At 41.0% G+C, this 17,551-nt stretch carries 13 protein-coding genes; 11 read left to right on the top strand and 2 right to left on the bottom strand.

From position 1 onward, the window contains the following. Positions 1-676: 676 nt before the first annotated feature. From gyrB to secDF, 4 genes are all read left to right on the top strand, one after another. Complete coding sequence (gyrB, locus tag Q0064_RS04165; RefSeq protein ID WP_298144738.1) at positions 677-2,620, top strand: DNA topoisomerase (ATP-hydrolyzing) subunit B; 1,944 nt, start codon at positions 677-679, stop codon at positions 2,618-2,620. After that, positions 2,613-3,614 carry a DUF6588 family protein gene (locus Q0064_RS04160; protein ID WP_298144735.1) on the top strand — a complete coding sequence of 334 codons (1,002 nt, stop codon included), beginning with the start codon at positions 2,613-2,615 and terminating at the stop codon, positions 3,612-3,614. The genes gyrB and Q0064_RS04160 overlap by 8 nt, the downstream gene beginning before the upstream one ends. Before the next feature lie 11 nt (positions 3,615-3,625). Continuing rightward, complete coding sequence (locus Q0064_RS04155) at positions 3,626-4,561, top strand: malate dehydrogenase (RefSeq protein ID WP_298144733.1); 936 nt, start codon at positions 3,626-3,628, stop codon at positions 4,559-4,561. 218 nt (positions 4,562-4,779) lie between these two features. After that, a complete protein-coding gene (secDF, locus tag Q0064_RS04150) occupies positions 4,780-7,755 on the top strand; it encodes a protein translocase subunit SecDF (RefSeq protein ID WP_298144730.1) in 2,976 nt (991 codons plus the stop codon). A 322-nt stretch (positions 7,756-8,077) separates the two neighbouring features. Here secDF and Q0064_RS04145 read toward each other — a convergent pair whose 3' ends face one another. After that, positions 8,078-8,821, bottom strand: a complete 744-nt coding sequence (locus tag Q0064_RS04145; RefSeq protein WP_298144727.1) for an RDD family protein — start codon at positions 8,819-8,821, stop codon at positions 8,078-8,080. Between the two features lie 20 nt (positions 8,822-8,841). Here Q0064_RS04145 and Q0064_RS04140 point away from each other — a divergent pair, with 20 nt between their 5' ends. The 7 genes from Q0064_RS04140 to Q0064_RS04110 all read left to right on the top strand — a co-directional run bounded on the left by Q0064_RS04140 (position 8,842) and on the right by Q0064_RS04110 (position 17,081). Next, complete coding sequence (locus tag Q0064_RS04140) at positions 8,842-9,825, top strand: stage II sporulation protein M (RefSeq protein ID WP_298144724.1); 984 nt, start codon at positions 8,842-8,844, stop codon at positions 9,823-9,825. Next, a complete protein-coding gene (locus tag Q0064_RS04135) occupies positions 9,822-10,514 on the top strand; it encodes a hypothetical protein (protein ID WP_298144722.1) in 693 nt (230 codons plus the stop codon). The genes Q0064_RS04140 and Q0064_RS04135 overlap by 4 nt, the downstream gene beginning before the upstream one ends. After that, entirely contained in the window at positions 10,507-11,670 is a 1,164-nt protein-coding gene (locus Q0064_RS04130; RefSeq protein ID WP_298144719.1) for a hypothetical protein, read from the top strand. The genes Q0064_RS04135 and Q0064_RS04130 overlap by 8 nt, the downstream gene beginning before the upstream one ends. A 2-nt stretch (positions 11,671-11,672) precedes the next feature. Beyond that, complete coding sequence (locus Q0064_RS04125) at positions 11,673-12,677, top strand: MoxR family ATPase (protein ID WP_298144717.1); 1,005 nt, start codon at positions 11,673-11,675, stop codon at positions 12,675-12,677. Continuing rightward, a complete protein-coding gene (locus tag Q0064_RS04120; protein WP_298144714.1) occupies positions 12,678-14,018 on the top strand; it encodes a DUF58 domain-containing protein in 1,341 nt (446 codons plus the stop codon). Then, positions 14,019-14,795, top strand: coding sequence for an RNA methyltransferase (locus tag Q0064_RS04115; protein ID WP_298144712.1), 777 nt, complete (start codon positions 14,019-14,021; stop codon positions 14,793-14,795). Positions 14,796-14,858: 63 nt separating this feature from the next. Next, positions 14,859-17,081 carry a RelA/SpoT family protein gene (locus tag Q0064_RS04110; protein ID WP_298144709.1) on the top strand — a complete coding sequence of 741 codons (2,223 nt, stop codon included), beginning with the start codon at positions 14,859-14,861 and terminating at the stop codon, positions 17,079-17,081. Between the two features lie 209 nt (positions 17,082-17,290). Here the strand turns inward: Q0064_RS04110 and Q0064_RS04105 are convergent. Beyond that, positions 17,291-17,551: DUF4139 domain-containing protein (locus tag Q0064_RS04105; RefSeq protein ID WP_298144706.1), on the bottom strand; the 261-nt coding region annotated here is incomplete at its 5' end.

Raw genomic sequence — 17,551 nt, 5'->3', positions numbered from 1 at the left:
GAAAACACTGAACCTCACAGATTTTTGCGCAATAGGGTACCGTTGAGGAAAACACAGAACGTGTCAAGCCACCAAAAAACCGTACCATCCTTCTACAAGCTCAGGCTCCGACGATACGTCGGTTCAAGCGAAAAAAACGATAAGTAAAGTGGTGAATGCATCAAAGTCTTAATACTTAGTACTCCTATCTTAATACTCCTTTAATTCTCCTATCTTGATACTAATAAAAACCGCTTCACAAGCTTTGCAGTTAGAGATATATGGATGTTGGCCAGCACGTGCAAAGCGACACTGCGATTAACAAAGTCTGTTCAACTTCATTAGCAAGTTCAAAAATTCTTCAAAACAATTAAAAAGATCAGCCTATCGTAAGAAAGTTCACAAAACCGAGTTTCGATTCTCAATGAAATAAGGTCTTGCTAGTATCGATAGCTCGTCTATAATAAATAAAAAATTAAAAAACTAAAGCTCAGATTATTAGAGCTGCGTCAGTTTCATTTAAGTTAGACTTAGATAGGAATTTGGTTAAAATCTTGACAAAAAAATCACAAACCCACGCATTTATCAAGCTATTTTGTTGATAACTTAACGCGTGAACAGCTTAAAAGCAGGCTTCGGTTTACAGCCAATTTCTATATTTGCTCGTTAAACAATTTACAAGACCATTAGCTGTATTATGAGCGAAGAAAAAGAGAAAAAGCACAATTATTCAGCAGACAGTATTCAAGCCCTCGAAGGGATGGAACACGTGCGTATGCGCCCATCGATGTACATCGGCGATGTTGGCGTTCGCGGTTTACACCACCTCGTTTACGAAGTTGTTGACAACTCGATCGACGAGGCAATGGGAGGACACTGCGATACCATATCCGTTGCCATTAACGAAGATGGTTCTGTAACCGTAGAAGACAACGGTCGCGGAATCCCTGTCGATATGCACAAAAAAGAAGGCGTTTCGGCGCTTGAAGTCGTAATGACTAAAATTGGTGCAGGTGGTAAATTCGACAAAGACTCCTATAAAGTATCGGGTGGTTTGCATGGTGTGGGTGTATCGGTTGTAAACGCACTTTCGGTAAATATGAAATCGACTGTCTTTAGAGACGGTAAAATATACGAGCAAGAATACGAGCGCGGTAAAGCCCTATATCCCGTTAAGCAAATTGGGGAAACCGAAAAGCGCGGAACACGACAAACGTTCTATCCTGATCCGCTTATCTTCCAACAAACTATAGAGTTTTCGTACGATACCTTGGCCTCTCGTATGCGCGAGCTTTCCTTCCTTAATAAAGGAATTACCATCACTTTCACCGATTTTAGAAACTTGGATAAAGATGGAAATCCGATTTCGGAAACCTTTCACTCCGACGAAGGTTTGAAAGAGTACATTCGTTACCTCGATGGAAACCGCGAGCCTATTATTTCACACGTGATTTCAATGGACAACGATAAGTCTGAAATCCCAGTTGAAGTAGCCTTAATTTATAATACAAGTTATACAGAAAACATTTTCTCGTACGTAAACAACATCAACACGCACGAAGGAGGAACGCATTTACAAGGTTTCCGTTCGGGATTGACGCGTACGCTTAAGAAATACGCCGACGCTTCTGGATTGTTGGATAAACTAAAATTCGAAATTACGGGCGACGATTTTCGTGAAGGCTTAACAGCAATTATTTCAGTAAAAGTTGCCGAACCACAATTTGAAGGACAAACCAAAACAAAACTCGGTAACCGAGAAGTAGTTTCGCCTGTTTCGCAAGCTGTAGGTGAAATGTTGGAAAATTATTTGGAGGAAAATCCGAATGATGCGAAAATAATTATTCAAAAGGTAATTCTTGCAGCCCAGGCGCGTCACGCAGCGAAAAAAGCACGCGAGATGGTGCAGCGTAAAACCGTAATGGGTGGCGGCGGATTGCCCGGTAAGTTATCGGATTGTTCAGAGCAAGATCCAGCAAAATGCGAAATCTATCTCGTCGAGGGAGATTCGGCGGGAGGTACTGCTAAACAAGGTAGAGATCGTAACTTCCAAGCTATTCTTCCGTTGCGAGGTAAAATTCTCAACGTCGAAAAAGCCATGCAGCACAAAGTGTTTGAAAATGAAGAAATTCGAAACATTTTTACTGCTTTAGGTGTGACGATTGGAACAGCCGAAGATTCGAAAGCATTGAATTTAGAGAAGCTTCGTTACCATAAAGTTATTATTATGTGTGATGCCGACGTCGATGGTAGCCACATTTCAACATTGATTTTAACGTTCTTCTTCCGCTTTATGAAAGAACTCATCGAGCAAGGACACGTATATATTGCAGCTCCACCGCTTTACTTAGTTAAAAAGGGTAGCAAGAAAGAGTATGCCTGGAATGATATCCAACGCGATCAAGCCAACGAACGTATGGGCGGAAATGCAGGAATCCAGCGCTACAAAGGTCTTGGAGAAATGAACGCAGAACAATTGTGGGAAACAACAATGGATCCTAACTTTAGAACATTACGTCAGGTTACGATCGACAGTCTAGCTGAAGCCGATCAGATTTTCTCGATGTTAATGGGTGATGAAGTTCCACCACGACGCGACTTCATTGAAAAGAACGCAGTTTACGCAAAAATTGATGCGTAAATTAGGTGGTTACATACTAGCCTTTTTTGTTACTTCTGTTTCTGCGACAGCGCAAAACACCACGATAACTGAAATTGGGAATCTGATTCAAGATGCCCTACTCTTCACGGATCGATATATTACACCCGCAACCGACGCAGCCGTTTATCAAGCTGCGTCGAGCTGGGTCAACACACCACGAAATTTGGAGCGCTGGGACGTAAATGTCGGGCTACATTTTAACGCTTTTTTTGTCCCCAATCGCGACCAAACATTCACGCTCAATCAAAGCGAACTGAAGTTTTTTCAAATTAGCGAAGGATCTCAAGTAATTACTCCAACAGCACTTGGTAACGACCAGTATGTAACGCTCACTGGAACGCTTAACGACGAACCTGTAAGTATGCGAACACCAGAGGGAGTTGATCGAGAGACGATTTTTTATCCATATATACAAGCTACATTAGGTTTAGGTTTTGGAACCGACTTCGTTGTAAAGATAGCACCGCGTACCATTCTTAAAAATGTGGAATATCAAGTCGGAGGTTTTGGTTTCAAACACACAATTAGCAGATATTTTAAAAATTTCGAAGCAAAGAAAATTTTCCTTTCAGCTTTTGTGGGCTACTCACGTGAAGATATAAGTGTAGAATTTCTAGACGTACAAACCGGATTCGGTAATTTGGGATTAACGGCTTTAAATAGCGACATTAATACCTATCAGTTTCAAATAAATGGTTCTAAAGTTTGGAAAAAGTTTGAATTAATCAGCGCGTTAATCGTAAACCGCAGTGATTTTGAATATTCGGTTTCCGGAAAACGCGGATCCATAGAAGACGTTTTCCCTCTCCAAAGCACAGTGAATACAGCATTAGAAACGATAAAGAAAACAAAAACTAACCTGATTGGTGAAATCAGCGGGCGTTACCAAATAAAAGACTTTTACGTCCAAAGTTCAATTGCGTTCGGTAAATTTGTAAACTCAAACATTTCAATTCAATACCATTTCCATTAAATACGAAAAACATGAAAGTTACTATTGTTGGCGCCGGCAACGTGGGCGCATCTTGTGCCGATATCATTTCATATCGCGGAATTGCTTCAGAAGTTGTACTCCTCGACATTAAAGAGGGTTTTGCTGAAGGAAAAGCGATGGACATCATGCAATGCGCTACCACCACGGGTTTTAATACACAGTTAAGTGGAGTGACAAACGATTACACCAAAACTGCAAACAGTGATGTAGTTGTAATTACGTCGGGAATTCCACGTAAACCGGGAATGACGCGTGAAGAGTTGATTGGAATTAACGCCGGAATTGTAAAATCGGTTGCCGAAAACGTGCTACAGCATTCGCCAAATGCTATTTTGGTCGTTGTGTCGAATCCAATGGATACGATGACGTATTTGGCTTTGAAATCAACCGGATTGCCTAAGAATCGAATTATTGGGATGGGAGGCGCGCTTGATAGTTCTCGTTTCAAGTACTTTTTATCGAAAGCCTTAGATAAACCAGCAAACGATGTTTCAGCCATGGTGATTGGTGGTCACGGCGATACAACCATGATTCCGCTTACGCGATTAGCTTCCTATAACGGAATTCCTGTTAGCGAGTTTCTTAGCGAAGCCGCATTGCAACAAGTTGCTGCCGATACTATGGTAGGTGGAGCCACACTTACGAAACTACTCGGAACATCTGCTTGGTATGCACCCGGAGCATCTGTAGCGTATTTAGTAGACAGTATTTTAAATAATCAACGCAAAATGATTGCATGTTCGGTTTATCTAGAAGGCGAATACGGACAAAACGATATTTGCATCGGCGTTCCATGTATAATTGGAAGAAATGGACTGGAAGAAATTGTTGCCATTAATTTGAATGAGACTGAAAAAGATCTTTTTGCGAAAAGTGCCGATGCAGTTCGCGCCATGAATGCCGACTTAAAATCGATTTTAGCATAAGTTTTTAAGACAAATACAACGAAAGGCTGTTGATATCGACAGCCTTTTGTTTATTTCAAACAAATAAATTGGTGCAAATAGCGTCAATATTATATATTTGTCCGTTTTAAAAAATAGGGTGATCTAAGTATACGTATTTAGTTCCTCATATCCAAACATTTAGAAGATTTTTAACATCATTAAGACAGAAAAACAACGTTTTAATTAATTAGTAAGTAATGCAGAATAGAGGTTTAGTTAAGTTTTTTGCCATCTTGTTCGCACTGGTTTCCATTTACCAGCTGACGTTTACATTTGTTGCAGATACGTGGGAAAAGAAAGCTAAGGCATATGCCAAAGGCGATCCGATGAAGGAAGTAAAATTCTTGGACTCCATCGGGAAACAAAAAGTATTTCTGAATTACTTTACCTACAACGACGTAAAAGGTAAGAAAATCAACAAGGGTCTTGACCTTGAGGGCGGTATTAACGTAACGCTTCAAATTTCAGTAAAAGACATATTAAAGGGATTGGCGAAAGACACCAAAAATCTTGCATTTAATAAGGCTCTTGACCAAGCAACAAAAAATCAGAAAGGTAATCAAGATTATATCGATGCTTTTTTTGAAGCATACGCAGAAGTAGCTAACGGTACGCCATTAGCTTCGCCTGATATTTTTGCAAATCGTTCGCTACAAGGCGAAGGTGGCGTCAATATCAATATGACTGACAAAGAAGTTGAGAAAGTTATTCGCAAGAAAGTTGACGAATCGGTAGACTCAGCGTTTGAAGTATTGAGAAAACGTATCGATAAATTTGGTGTAACGCAACCAAATATCCAGAAGCTTGGGGAATCAGGCCGAATCTTGGTTGAATTACCAGGCGCTAAAGACGTTGACCGTATTAAGAGACTACTTTCTAGTACAGCTCAATTAGAGTTCTGGGAAACGTTTAAGATTGAAGAAGTTGGTAATTTCTTACTTTCAGCTAACGATTTGTTGAAAAAGACAGAAAAGACTGTAGCTGTTAAGGAAACACCTACTACAACCAAAAACGATTCATTAGCGAAGCTTTTGACTGATTCAAAAGATACAACAGCTGCTGCTGCTGAAGCGGGTCCGCTTGTTGGTAAAATGGTTGCACAAGGTGGTGGTCCGGTTTTAGGTATTTATGCTAAAAAAGATACCTCTGCTATCAACGGATATTTGAATCGTGTGGATGTAAAAGCCTTAATGGGTCCAGCATTGCGCTACGCAAAATTCGTTTGGGGTAAACCAGTAAATCAGGTAAACGATAAAACTAAAGAAGAGGAAGAAACCTTCGAATTATACGCTTTACGCGGAAACAGAACAAACACAGCTCCAATGAGCGGTGGTGTAATTACTGATGCGCGCGATTCATTCGATCAACTAGGTAAGCCATGTGTAAACATGTCGATGAACGGTGCCGGTGCGAAAACTTGGGAAGAAATGACCGAAAAAGCCTACACTGAAAAAGGCTTCATCGCGATTGTACTCGACGACGTAGTTTACTCAGCTCCAGGCGTTTCTTCAGGAAAAATCTCTGGTGGAAATTCTGTAATTTCTGGAAATTTTGATGTAACCGAAACAAAAGACTTAGCAAACGTATTACGTGCTGGTAAACTTCCTGCTGCTGCAGACATTATCTCTTCTGAGGTTGTTGGTCCGTCTTTAGGTCAAGAAGCCATCGATAACGGAATCAACTCTTCTTTGGTTGGTTTGTTATTGGTATCACTTTGGATGATTGTATTCTACGGAAGAGCGGGCTGGTATGCAAACATTGCCCTTGCGGTAAACTTATTGTTCATTTTTGGTGTAATGGCGAGTGCTGGTTTCGTACTAACATTACCAGGTATCGCAGGTATCGTACTTACAATGGGTACTGCTGTAGATGCAAACATTATTATCTATGAAAGAGCTAAAGAAGAATTGCGTCACGGAAAATCAATCGAAGAGGCTGTTAAAGCATCTTATGGATGGAAAGGTGCAATGCGCTCAATCGTTGATGCAAACGTTACGCACATCCTAACAGGTATTGTACTCTTGTTGTTCGGAAGCGGTCCGATTTACGGTTTCGCACTTACGTTATTAATTGGTATTGTAACATCCTTATTTACTTCAATTTTCATCTCAAGAATTTTAATTGATTGGAGTATTGCTAAAGGACACTCTTTACAGTTTAGCACGAACCTTACTAAAAACTGGTTCACTAACTTTAATGTTGACTTCTTGAAATACAAGAAAGGATTCTATATCTTCTCTTTAGTAGTTTGTATCGTTTCTGTGGCTTCGTTGGCTACAAACGGCTTAAACTACGGTGTTGACTTTGTGGGTGGAAGAACTTTCCAAGTACGTTTTGATAAAGAAGTTTCGACCGAAGAAGTTAAAGAAGAATTATCAAAAGTTTTCGGAAGCGCTGTAGAAGCGAAAGTTTTTGGAAGCAAAAACCAATTAAAAATTACAACCAAATACAAAGTAAACGAAAACGGAACCGCAGCTGATAAAGAAGTAAACGACAAGTTGTTTGAAGGTTTGAAGAAGCACTTCCCTGCGGATATGACTTACGACAAGTTTGTTAAGACTTCCGACAACAAGCAATTAGGAATTTTACAGGCTTCAAAAGTAGGACCAACAGTTGCGGAAGACATCAAAACAAACGCGTATTGGGCTGTTTTAGGTGCGATGTTTATAGTATTCCTTTACTTAAAAGTGTCGTTTAGAAAGTGGCAGTACTCGTTAGGTGCGATTGCCGCGGTAGCACACGACGTTATTTTCGTATTGGGATTGTACTCATTGTTATGGAAGGTAATGCCTTTTGGTATGGAAATCGACCAGCACTTTATTGCAGCGATTCTTACTGTAATCGGTTATTCGATGAATGATACCGTAATTGTATTCGACCGCGTTCGCGAGTATTTAGGAGGAAAAGCTAAAGGATCATTTAACCATATCGTAAACCAATCGATTAATTCAACGATGTCACGTACTTTGAATACGTCTCTTACGATGATCATGGTACTTCTAATCATGTTCATTTTTGGCGGCGAATCGATTCGTGGATTTATCTTCGCGATGTTGATTGGTATTGTTGTAGGAACATACTCTTCCCTATTCATTGCAACGCCTGTATTGTGCGATACCATTTCGGATGCCGAACACAAACGCATCGAAGAGGAGCACAACCAAGCAGACTAACCACCAAATTTTTATATTTAAAATCCGACCTCAGTGTCGGATTTTTTTATGCTTGAAAAAGACTAGCGATTTAGAGGTAATGAAAATTTGGCAAACGATTTTTCGCACAAGGGATTGCAGCAGAAATAGACCGGCATTGCGCGCAGTGAAACGGCTTGAAAAAAGGCGACTACAAGAAGCCCTTTTTTGAGCCTAGTTGAACTACGTGCAAAACGGGATATTGACGCGGAAAGCCCGACCTGCCGCATGCACTTCAACTCATTTCATGCGGCAGGATGTGCCCAAAAAAAACACTAATTTAAAAAGAATAAAGACGCTCGATTTATGCCTGTCCGGTGTAGTAATTGTAATCGCGCAAAACTGTATCGATCAAACGTGTATCGCTTAATTCTTGAGGTTGTTCGCCGATAACCGATTCGACTTTTGTTCGCAGCTGCTTGATGCGTGCCACATCGAAGTCGGCTGATGCGGTCTCAAATACATTCTTTATGATACGAACGTCGTTATCGGAAAGTTTTAAAACCTGTTGATAGGTTGGTTTGTAACTATCTTCCAGCTCAATCAGAATCGTTTGTTTTACTGAAGCGTTGCGGCGTAGGGAAATCACTGCAGTTCCAGCAGCTAAATCGCCTATTCGTTGTGAGCGCTTCGTAGCGACAATAGCTATCAAACCAACGGTTCCGCTAGCGATAAGTACATCGACACAACGGAAAAACCAACGAATTAGGTAATCGCCGAAGCCGGCTTCGTAACCATCAATTTTAACTACGCGAATACCGACAATTTTTTTGCCAAGCGACTGCCCTTCCAAGATGGTTTCGAGCGTAAGGCTGTACACAATAACAGGGAGGAAAAGCAATATTAATATGGCAATTTGCGACCAAGTATCGAAATTTTGAAAGTAATCAGACAGGCCCAAATATCTAAAAACGAAAAGACTTATAAAGAAAAAGTAACCTAATTGTACTAACGTGTCTAAAAGTGTTGCTAAGATACGCTGACCGATACTGGCAGCCGTAAAATCTATGGCAACATTTTGCGTGGTAAGTATTGAAATTTCGCTCATAATCCTTATTTTCGTTTTCGATGAGAGAGGTAGCCTTTATTAAGCAAAATAAAGAAAAATGGCTTGAATATGAACAAATAATCAAGACCAGAAGTGTTAAATCGCCCGATGAGATGGCGTCTATGTACATTGAGTTAGTAAACGACCTTTCATTTGCGCAAACTTTTTATCCGAAAAGTCGCACAAAATCCTATCTCAATCAGCTAACGGTAGAGGTTTTTCAAAAAATTTATCGAACGCGGCGGCAAGAGCGAAATCGGTTGGTTAATTTTTTCTTTTTAGAAGTTCCGATGCTTAACTACCGATACCGCAAGTACATTTACCGAACTTTTATCGCTTTTTTTGTTTTGGTTGGTATTGGGGTACTTTCGGCGAAATACGACCCAAGTTTTGTGCGATTGATTTTAGGCGACGCATATGTCAACCAAACTCTAGAAAACATTAAAGCTGGAAATCCGACTGCCATTTACAGCAGTGGCAGCAACTGGGGCAGTTTTATTGGCATTACAGTGAACAACCTATTTGTAGGTTTAAAATGCTTCTTGTACGGTATTTTCCTTGGAATTGGCACAGCTTACGTATTGTTATATAATTGCATTATGCTTGGTTCGTTTCAATACTTTTTTTACGAACAAGGCGTATTGTATGAATCTGTTCAAGGAATTTGGATTCACGGATCGATGGAGATATTTGCCATAACTATGCAAGCTGCCTGCGGTTTTATTTTGGGCGGATCTATCTTATTTCCAGAAACTTACTCCCGATTTGATTCGTTTAAACGCACCTTTAAAAATGTGTTTTACATTTTCCTGACCACCTACCCTTTTCTGATTTGTGCTGGATTTCTCGAAGGTTTCGTTACAAGATATGCTAATGAAATGCATGAATTCGTAAACTTCGGAATCATCTTGGTAACCTTATTTATCATTTCGTTTTATTTTTTGATTTTACCGTTGCGTATGGCTAAAGTCGTACTTCAAAAACCCGACTTTAACCAGCCATGAGCGAAATCCCGAACAACGTTTCCGATTCATTGGCAGCAAACCAGCCGTTTGTGGATACTACTCGTACCTACAAAACAATCTCGGATAACTTAGCAAAAAAATACGCCGACAGCGATTTTCACTATCAGCAAAAACAGGCGGTTATTAGTTGGTGGGAAATGTTTAAAGCATGGCTCGGCCGACTGCTTGATGGGTTATTTGAGTTCGACAGTCAGGAAGCACTTGCAGAAGCAGTGGACACATTGCTTAAAACTGTGGGCTTAATTTTACTTGTTGTTGTAATTTTTATTGTCGTTCGCGCGGTAATCAAACACAAGGGGAATTGGTTTTTTGAAAAACAGGAAGCCGATTTTCAATTGGATTTTGCCACTTCCGTGGAAGCAACAGAAGAGAATTTGGAGCAGTTACTGGCGCAATTTAAAAAGGAAGAAAATTACCGCTTCGCCAGTCGTGTATTATATTTATTAACGATAAAAAAATTAGCTGCCGCCGGAACGATTATTTACGATACCGACAAAACGAATATCGATTTCAGAAGACAGATAAAGAATACGCAAATCAGAAGTTTTTTTGACCACGTGGTGTATGTTTTTGAGAATGTTTGGTATGGCGAAAAAGAATTGAAAAACACGGATTTTAGTGAAATGGAAAAGTCGTTTAACCTTTTAACTAAGCGACTAAATGAATAGAAAAACAGGGATTTTTATTGGTAGTTTGCTCTTAATCTGTTTGCTACTCACTGTAGTTCAAAGCGAAGAAACGAAGGAAATCAATTGGATTCCCAAATTTCAGCTGTACGAAAAAGGGCCGCTTGATTTATACATTTTCGAGAACGAAGTAGACGCCTTATCGGAAAAGCCGCTAGTAAAAAAGTTTCAAACTCCTTATATCGAATTCGAAAACGATACTACATATCACGGCGACAAAAATTATTTGTTTGTCCTGCCAGAAAACGTGCAAATCGATAATTCTTCCTTAGAAGAACTACTGAAATACGTTGATGCCGGTTCGAAAGTGATGATTTCTGCGTTTACTTTTCCGCAAATGTTACGCGATTCACTTCATTTTCAAATGAATTCACGTCGAAATTTAGTGGTAAAAGTTGAAGAGATAAACCAGGCGTACAGTTTCTTTCCGAGCAGTACTTTCAAAAAAGTCGATCCAAAGACAACACGAATCGTTTCTTCTATTAAAACAGACAGCTTATCGGTAGAAACCATTGAAGTTCAATACGGTAAAGGAACTTTTTATCTAAGCGCAAACCCGTATCATTTCAGTAATGTTGACCTGCTAAATAAAAAACAATCGCGAAAAGAAGTGGCGTATTTACTGTCATTCATCAACGACAAACCCATCGATTGGTTTGCAAATTATAATACTAATGGAGAAAGAATTAATTCGCCACTGCGCTTTATTTTTGAAAACCGCGCCTTGGAAATTGCGTGGCAATTATTGCTACTCAGCTTATTTTTACTAATGGTTTTCCGATCGCGTCGCATACAGCGTATCATTCCCGAATTGGTTCCCAATCGAAATACTACGGTCGATTTTGTAAGAACCATCGGAAACCTTTATTACAACCAAAACAATCACAACGACTTAATTAAGAAGAAAGTCATTTACTTCTTTGACCGCGTAAAATCGGAGTATTTCCTCCAAACCGATGTTTTAGATCAAACATTTATTCGAAAACTTCGCTTGAAGTCCGGGAAATCAGAAGAGGAGGTTACAGCATTGATTGATTTGATAATCCGACTTGAAAACGAAAAAATTAGCTTTACTAAAACAGACTTAATTGAACTGAACGACGCACTAGACAAATTCTTCAACAAAAAAATAGACTAAATATGGAAAATACGCCCATGCCCGAAGAAACCCACTTGCCACAATTTGAGCAAAAGATAGATTTGCAGGAATTGCGCACGGCTGTGGATGCCATTCGCGACAATATTGCGCAAGTAATTGTTGGTCAAGAAGACGTTATCGATTACCTAATCGCAGCTATTTTAGCTAACGGACACGTATTGCTCGAGGGCGTTCCTGGAGTCGCAAAAACACTAACAGCTAAATTGGTTGCTAAATCGCTTGATATTCAATTCAACCGGATTCAATTCACACCCGATTTAATGCCGTCGGATATTTTGGGAACTTCAACGTTTAACATGAAAACCTCGGAGTTTCAGTTCCGTAAAGGACCAATTTTTTCGCAACTCGTTCTCATTGACGAGATTAACCGCGCGCCGGCAAAAACACAAGCCGCATTGTTCGAAGTTATGGAAGAGCGCCAAATTAGTATTGACGGAGAACAATTCACCATGGATGCACCGTTTCTGGTACTCGCCACCCAAAACCCGATTGAACAAGAAGGTACGTATCGACTTCCCGAAGCGCAACTCGACCGATTCTTGTTTAAAATCAATATCGACCATCCGGAATTAGATCACGAAATTGAAATTCTTACTCGTGAGAACAATCAGGATGGAACCGATAAAACAGCCGCAATCCGATCGGTTATTAAGGGAATTGACATTAAAACGCTGCAACAAACGGTTCGTAAAATATTGGTAGAAAACGACTTACTGAAGTACATTGCCCAAGTGGTTTGTCAGACGCGCGAACATCCATTTATCTTTTTAGGTGCTTCGCCACGTGCGAGTATTGCCATTTTAAATGCCGCGAAAGCCTTTGCTGCGATCGCAGGTCGCGATTTCGTTATTCCAGACGATGTCAAAGCAGCTGCTGTTCCGGTTTTGATTCACCGCATTGTTGTATCGCCAGAGCGCGAAATGGAAGGCGTAACTGCAAAAGAAATCATTACGCAAATTATCGAAAACACTGAAATTCCACGCTAAGTGAAAAGATTAAATCGCATATTCAACCTCGTTCCTACCAACCGCTTTTTCTTTGGAATGGCGCTGTTGATTGTGCTATTTATTCTTAGCTTTTTCTTTTCACAACTATTTTATTCGGCTGTTCTGCTATCGATTTTTTTCTGCGGTTTATTAGGCTACGAAATCTTACGCTTATTCGGATTGAAAAAGCCCATTCGCGTTCAACGAAAAGTAGCGGAAAAAATCTCTAACGGAGATAAGAATCCCGTGCAGTTGCTCATTCAATCGACTTATAACTTCCCCATTCAACTGAAGGTAATCGATGAGCTTCCATTTTTATTGCAAATTCGGAATTTCAGTTTGGAATTTCAGCTCAATGAACGCGAACGATTAACTAAAACCTACGAGATAAAGCCATTAGAACGCGGCGATTATGATTTTGGAAATGTCATTACCATAGCCCAAACCGCCTTGGGATTACTGGCACGAAAACAAGTACATCCGCTGGCGCAGAATACCAAGTCGTATCCGAGTTTCATACAACTCAAAAAGTACGAACTCATTGCTGCAACACCACAAGTTCATGCATACGGAATTAAAAAAGTTCGCAGAATTGGGCAAGCAACTGAATTCGAACAAATTAAAGACTACGTTACCGGCGACGATTTAAAAACCATCAATTGGAAAGCTACCGCCAAGCGATCGCAACTTATGGTTAATCAATACCAAGAAGAACGTTCGCAAAATGTGTATATGCTTATCGATCGCGGTCGCGTGATGAAAATGCCTTTCGACGGACTCTCCTTACTCGATTACGCCGTGAATGCTTCACTGGTGTTGAGTTCCGCCATTCTTCGGAAAGGAGATAAAGCCGGATTGGTAAGTTTTGCCAAATTTGTTGATAACAAAGTTCCGGCCGAACGTCGTGCCATTCACATGCAGCAAATTCTCGAAAACTTGTACAACATCGATAACAAGTACCAAGAAACTGATTTTGGAAAACTGTACACTTACGTGAAAACCAACGTTCGCCAGCGCAGTTTGTTAATGATTTACACCAACTTTGAAACGCGCGATGGTTGGCAACGACAACTCAAATATTTGAAAGGTTTAGCCAAATCGCACTTAGTGGTTGTGATATTTTTCACCAATACCGAACTCGATAAAATTGCTGAAAAGAAAGCAAATAACCTTCGCGAAATTTACGACCACGCTATTGCAGAGAAATTTGCTTTTGAAAAGCGCGCACTAGCAGCCGAATTGCGCAAACACGGAATTTTAACCATACTCACCAAGCCCGAAGATTTGACCCTAAATACGTTAAACAAGTATTTGGAAATTAAATCACGCGGTATTTTGTAAATGAAAAAAATCGAATCGCTTTCAAATCCGTTGGTAAAAGAACTGCTGCTGTTGCAAGAAAAATCGAAAGCACGCCGGCAAGCCAACGCATTTGTTATCGAAGGCATTCAGGAAATCGAACTTGCGGTTCAATCGGGTTATGTTCTTGAAAAAGTACTTTTTTGCGACGAAATTTTCAACGAGCGTGAACTTCCACAAGCCAAAGAACGCATTTCGATAAGTCGAGCCGTTTATCAGAAATTAGCTTACCGCGACAGCACCGAAGGCATCATGGCCGTTGCCGCAGCGAAACCACACAGCTTAGCAGAACTTCAACTACCCGAAAATCCGTTGATTCTGGTTGCCGAACGGATCGAAAAACCAGGAAATGTGGGTGCAATTCTCCGCACAGCCGACGCCGTTCGAGCCGATGCGGTAATTCTGGCCGACAATCTATCCGATCTGTACAATCCGAACGTTATTCGCTCGAGTGTGGGTTGCGTTTTCAGCGTTCCGGTTGCCATTTCTAGTTCTGCGGAAGCAATCGAGTACCTCACTAAAAATAAGATCTCAATTTTTGCGGCAACCTTACAAAATGCCAATCACTACGATCGCGTCGATTTTACCCAAGGCACAGCCATAGCCGTCGGCACCGAATCTACCGGCCTCACCAACATCTGGCGCGAAGCTGCTCAGCAAAACATCATTATTCCGATGCGCGGCAAAGTTGACTCGATGAATGTATCTGTGGCTGCCGCTATTTTACTCTTTGAAGCCGCACGCCAACGAGGTTTCTAAAATTTAATTCGGCACTTGAATTATTGCACAAAATTTGCTACATTCAAATTTTAAAGCAAAGGTATGACCGAGGTTGAATTAGAATTGGAAAACAAAGCCATTGCGAAAGAATACAAAGAACTTTTACGCATCAGCTACCAAACACTGTCTGAAGACGATAAAAAGCTGATTCGCAAAGCGTTCGATGTTGCTGTAGACGCACATAAAGACCAGCGACGCAAGTCGGGAGAAGCGTATATTTTTCACCCAATCGCCGTCGCTAAAATAGTAGCGTCTCAAATCGGTCTGGGCCCAACGGCAATCGCCGCAGCGCTTATGCACGACGTCGTAGAAGATACGCCGCTAACTGTCGCCGATATCGAACGTATGTTCAACAAAAAGGTAGCGCAGCTGGTAGAAGGTCTTACCAAAATTTCGCAAGTTCAAAAAGAGCACAACATTTCTATTCAAGCCGAGAATTTCCGCAAAATGTTGCTGACACTTAACGACGACGTTCGCGTAATTCTGATAAAACTCGCCGACCGCTTGCACAACATGCAAACCATGGATTCGATGGCGGAGCACAAACAAATGAAAATCGCCTCCGAAACCCTTTACATCTACGCACCTCTTGCACACCGTCTCGGACTCTACAACATCAAAACCGAACTGGAAGACCTTGGACTCAAATACACCGAACCTGCAGTTTATCAGGAAATTCTCAGTAAAATAAAAGAAACCAAGGAAGAACAAGACGAATACATTAAAAGCATATCCGACGTTCTCAAGAAATCGCTCGACGCCGAAGGTATTCAATACACGATAAAAGGACGCCCGAAGTCCATTTACTCGATTCGCCGCAAAATGAAAGCGCAAAACGTTACTTATGAAGAAGTGTACGACAAATTTGCGCTGCGCATCATTTACAAAGCACAGCCTAACGAAGAAAAATTTCTTGCTTGGAAAATCTATTCGATTGTAACCGACGATTACCGACCGAGCCCGAGTAGATTACGCGATTGGATTTCTTCGCCTAAATCAACCGGTTACGAAGCACTTCACATCACGGTTATGGGTCCGAAAGGCCGCTGGGTCGAAATTCAAGTACGCAGCGAACGTATGGACGAAATTGCCGAAAAAGGATACGCCGCTCATTACAAATACAAACAAGGTGCTACCGAAGAAAGCGGTCTCGACGTTTGGTTGAATCTACTGCGTGAAGCTCTTGAAAATCAAGAAACTAATGCTGTTGATTTCGTAGAAGACTTTAAGATGAATCTCTACAATAAAGAGATCTTTGTCTTTACTCCCAAAGGCGAAATTAAATCTTTGCCTAAAGGCGCTACAACGCTCGATTTTGCCTTCAGCATTCACTCGGCTGTGGGCGTAAAAACCCGCGGAACACGCGTAAACGGTAAACTCGTTCCGTTAAATTACGAACTCAAAAGTGGCGATCAAGTCGAGGTAATTACGTCGCCAAATCAAAAGCCAACCATGCACTGGCTCGATTACGTAACCACGTCGCGAGCAAAAAACAAAATCAAGAGCGTTCTCAACGAAAATACCAAGAAAATAGCCGAAGAAGGCAAAGAATTGTTGGTTCGAAAACTCCGTCACCTTAAAATTACGCTCAACGAAACGGTGGTGAATGAGCTCGTTGTTTACTTCAAACTCAAAACAAGTCTAGATCTGTTTTATCGCGTCGGAATTGGCACCATCGAAAACGCGCAACTCAAAGAATATGCGTCGCTCAAAGGCAATTCCATCATTAATTTCTTCAAAAGCAAAATCAAACGCAGCAACACGCAAATCGAACCCGAAGAGATTAAAAGAGAAGAACTTAGCAGTAATTACGACATGCTCGTGTTTGGTGTCGAACAAGACAAACTCGACTACAAACTCGCAAATTGCTGCAATCCGATTCCGGGCGACGAAGTGTTTGGATTTGTTACCATAAACGACGGTATAAAAGTGCATCGCAAAGACTGCCCGAATGCCATAAGTTTGCAATCAAACTACGCGTATCGCATCATTCCCGCAAAATGGATCGACTCTACGCAGCAAGAATTTAAGGCCATACTTAAAATTACCGGCATGGATTCACTCGGACTTACCAACCAACTTACTCAAGTGATTTCGAGTAACATGCACGTAAACATTCAAAGTATTTCATTAAGTTCTGAAGCCGGAATTTTCACCGGACAAGTAGCTGTGGTTGTTCAAAACAATACCATTTTGCGCCGCTTGGTCGACAACATTAAAAAAATCGACGGTATTGATAAGGTAACGCGCGTCTATCACGATTAGTTTGATTTGGCGGCTTTGCAAGCAACCGGGCTTTCCGTTACAACAGCAACAGCTAAAACCGTTTTCAGCTAAGGCAATCCAAGCGCTTCCGTTGGTCGCGTTGGCTTGTCTAGCTTCAATACAGTTTTAGCTGTTGCTATTTTCACTGCAATCCCTAGCCGAAAATTGTGCACAAACGTATCGTCGCCACAAGCAATCTATCCCAGCGTTTATTCCAGAACTACCCTACTCGATTTCGGCGATTTAACGGTGTATTGCATCCGTTTCTTTACTTCCGTTTTGGGTTCAACTTTCAATTCCCAACGAATTTCTTTGGTATCGGGAGCTATTTTTGCACCATCGGCTTCGGCGTCTTCAACAACAACATCGCTTTCGGTTGAAATGGGAAACTGATCGAGAATAACAATATCAATTGCTTGCTTTTTATTGTTCTTCACCGAAATATCAAAGCCGTTGCGCTCGGTTTTGTT

The sequence above is a fragment of the Flavobacterium sp. genome (genome assembly GCF_027490375.1).
Taxonomy (GTDB): domain Bacteria; phylum Bacteroidota; class Bacteroidia; order Flavobacteriales; family Flavobacteriaceae; genus Flavobacterium.
The sequence above is the reverse complement of the archived record's forward strand: the minus strand, read 5'-3'. Positions and strand labels throughout refer to the sequence as shown.

Coding starts and splice junctions, on each gene's coding strand:
- Q0064_RS04110 (WP_298144709.1), top strand. CDS start 14,859: ATGACCGAGGTTGAATTAGAATTGGAAAACAAAGCCATTGCGAAAGAA.
- Q0064_RS04160 (WP_298144735.1), top strand. CDS start 2,613: ATGCGTAAATTAGGTGGTTACATACTAGCCTTTTTTGTTACTTCTGTT.
- Q0064_RS04155 (WP_298144733.1), top strand. CDS start 3,626: ATGAAAGTTACTATTGTTGGCGCCGGCAACGTGGGCGCATCTTGTGCC.
- Q0064_RS04135 (WP_298144722.1), top strand. CDS start 9,822: ATGAGCGAAATCCCGAACAACGTTTCCGATTCATTGGCAGCAAACCAG.
- gyrB (WP_298144738.1), top strand. CDS start 677: ATGAGCGAAGAAAAAGAGAAAAAGCACAATTATTCAGCAGACAGTATT.
- Q0064_RS04145 (WP_298144727.1), bottom strand. CDS start 8,821: ATGAGCGAAATTTCAATACTTACCACGCAAAATGTTGCCATAGATTTT.
- secDF (WP_298144730.1), top strand. CDS start 4,780: ATGCAGAATAGAGGTTTAGTTAAGTTTTTTGCCATCTTGTTCGCACTG.
- Q0064_RS04125 (WP_298144717.1), top strand. CDS start 11,673: ATGGAAAATACGCCCATGCCCGAAGAAACCCACTTGCCACAATTTGAG.
- Q0064_RS04140 (WP_298144724.1), top strand. CDS start 8,842: ATGAGAGAGGTAGCCTTTATTAAGCAAAATAAAGAAAAATGGCTTGAA.
- Q0064_RS04115 (WP_298144712.1), top strand. CDS start 14,019: ATGAAAAAAATCGAATCGCTTTCAAATCCGTTGGTAAAAGAACTGCTG.
- Q0064_RS04130 (WP_298144719.1), top strand. CDS start 10,507: ATGAATAGAAAAACAGGGATTTTTATTGGTAGTTTGCTCTTAATCTGT.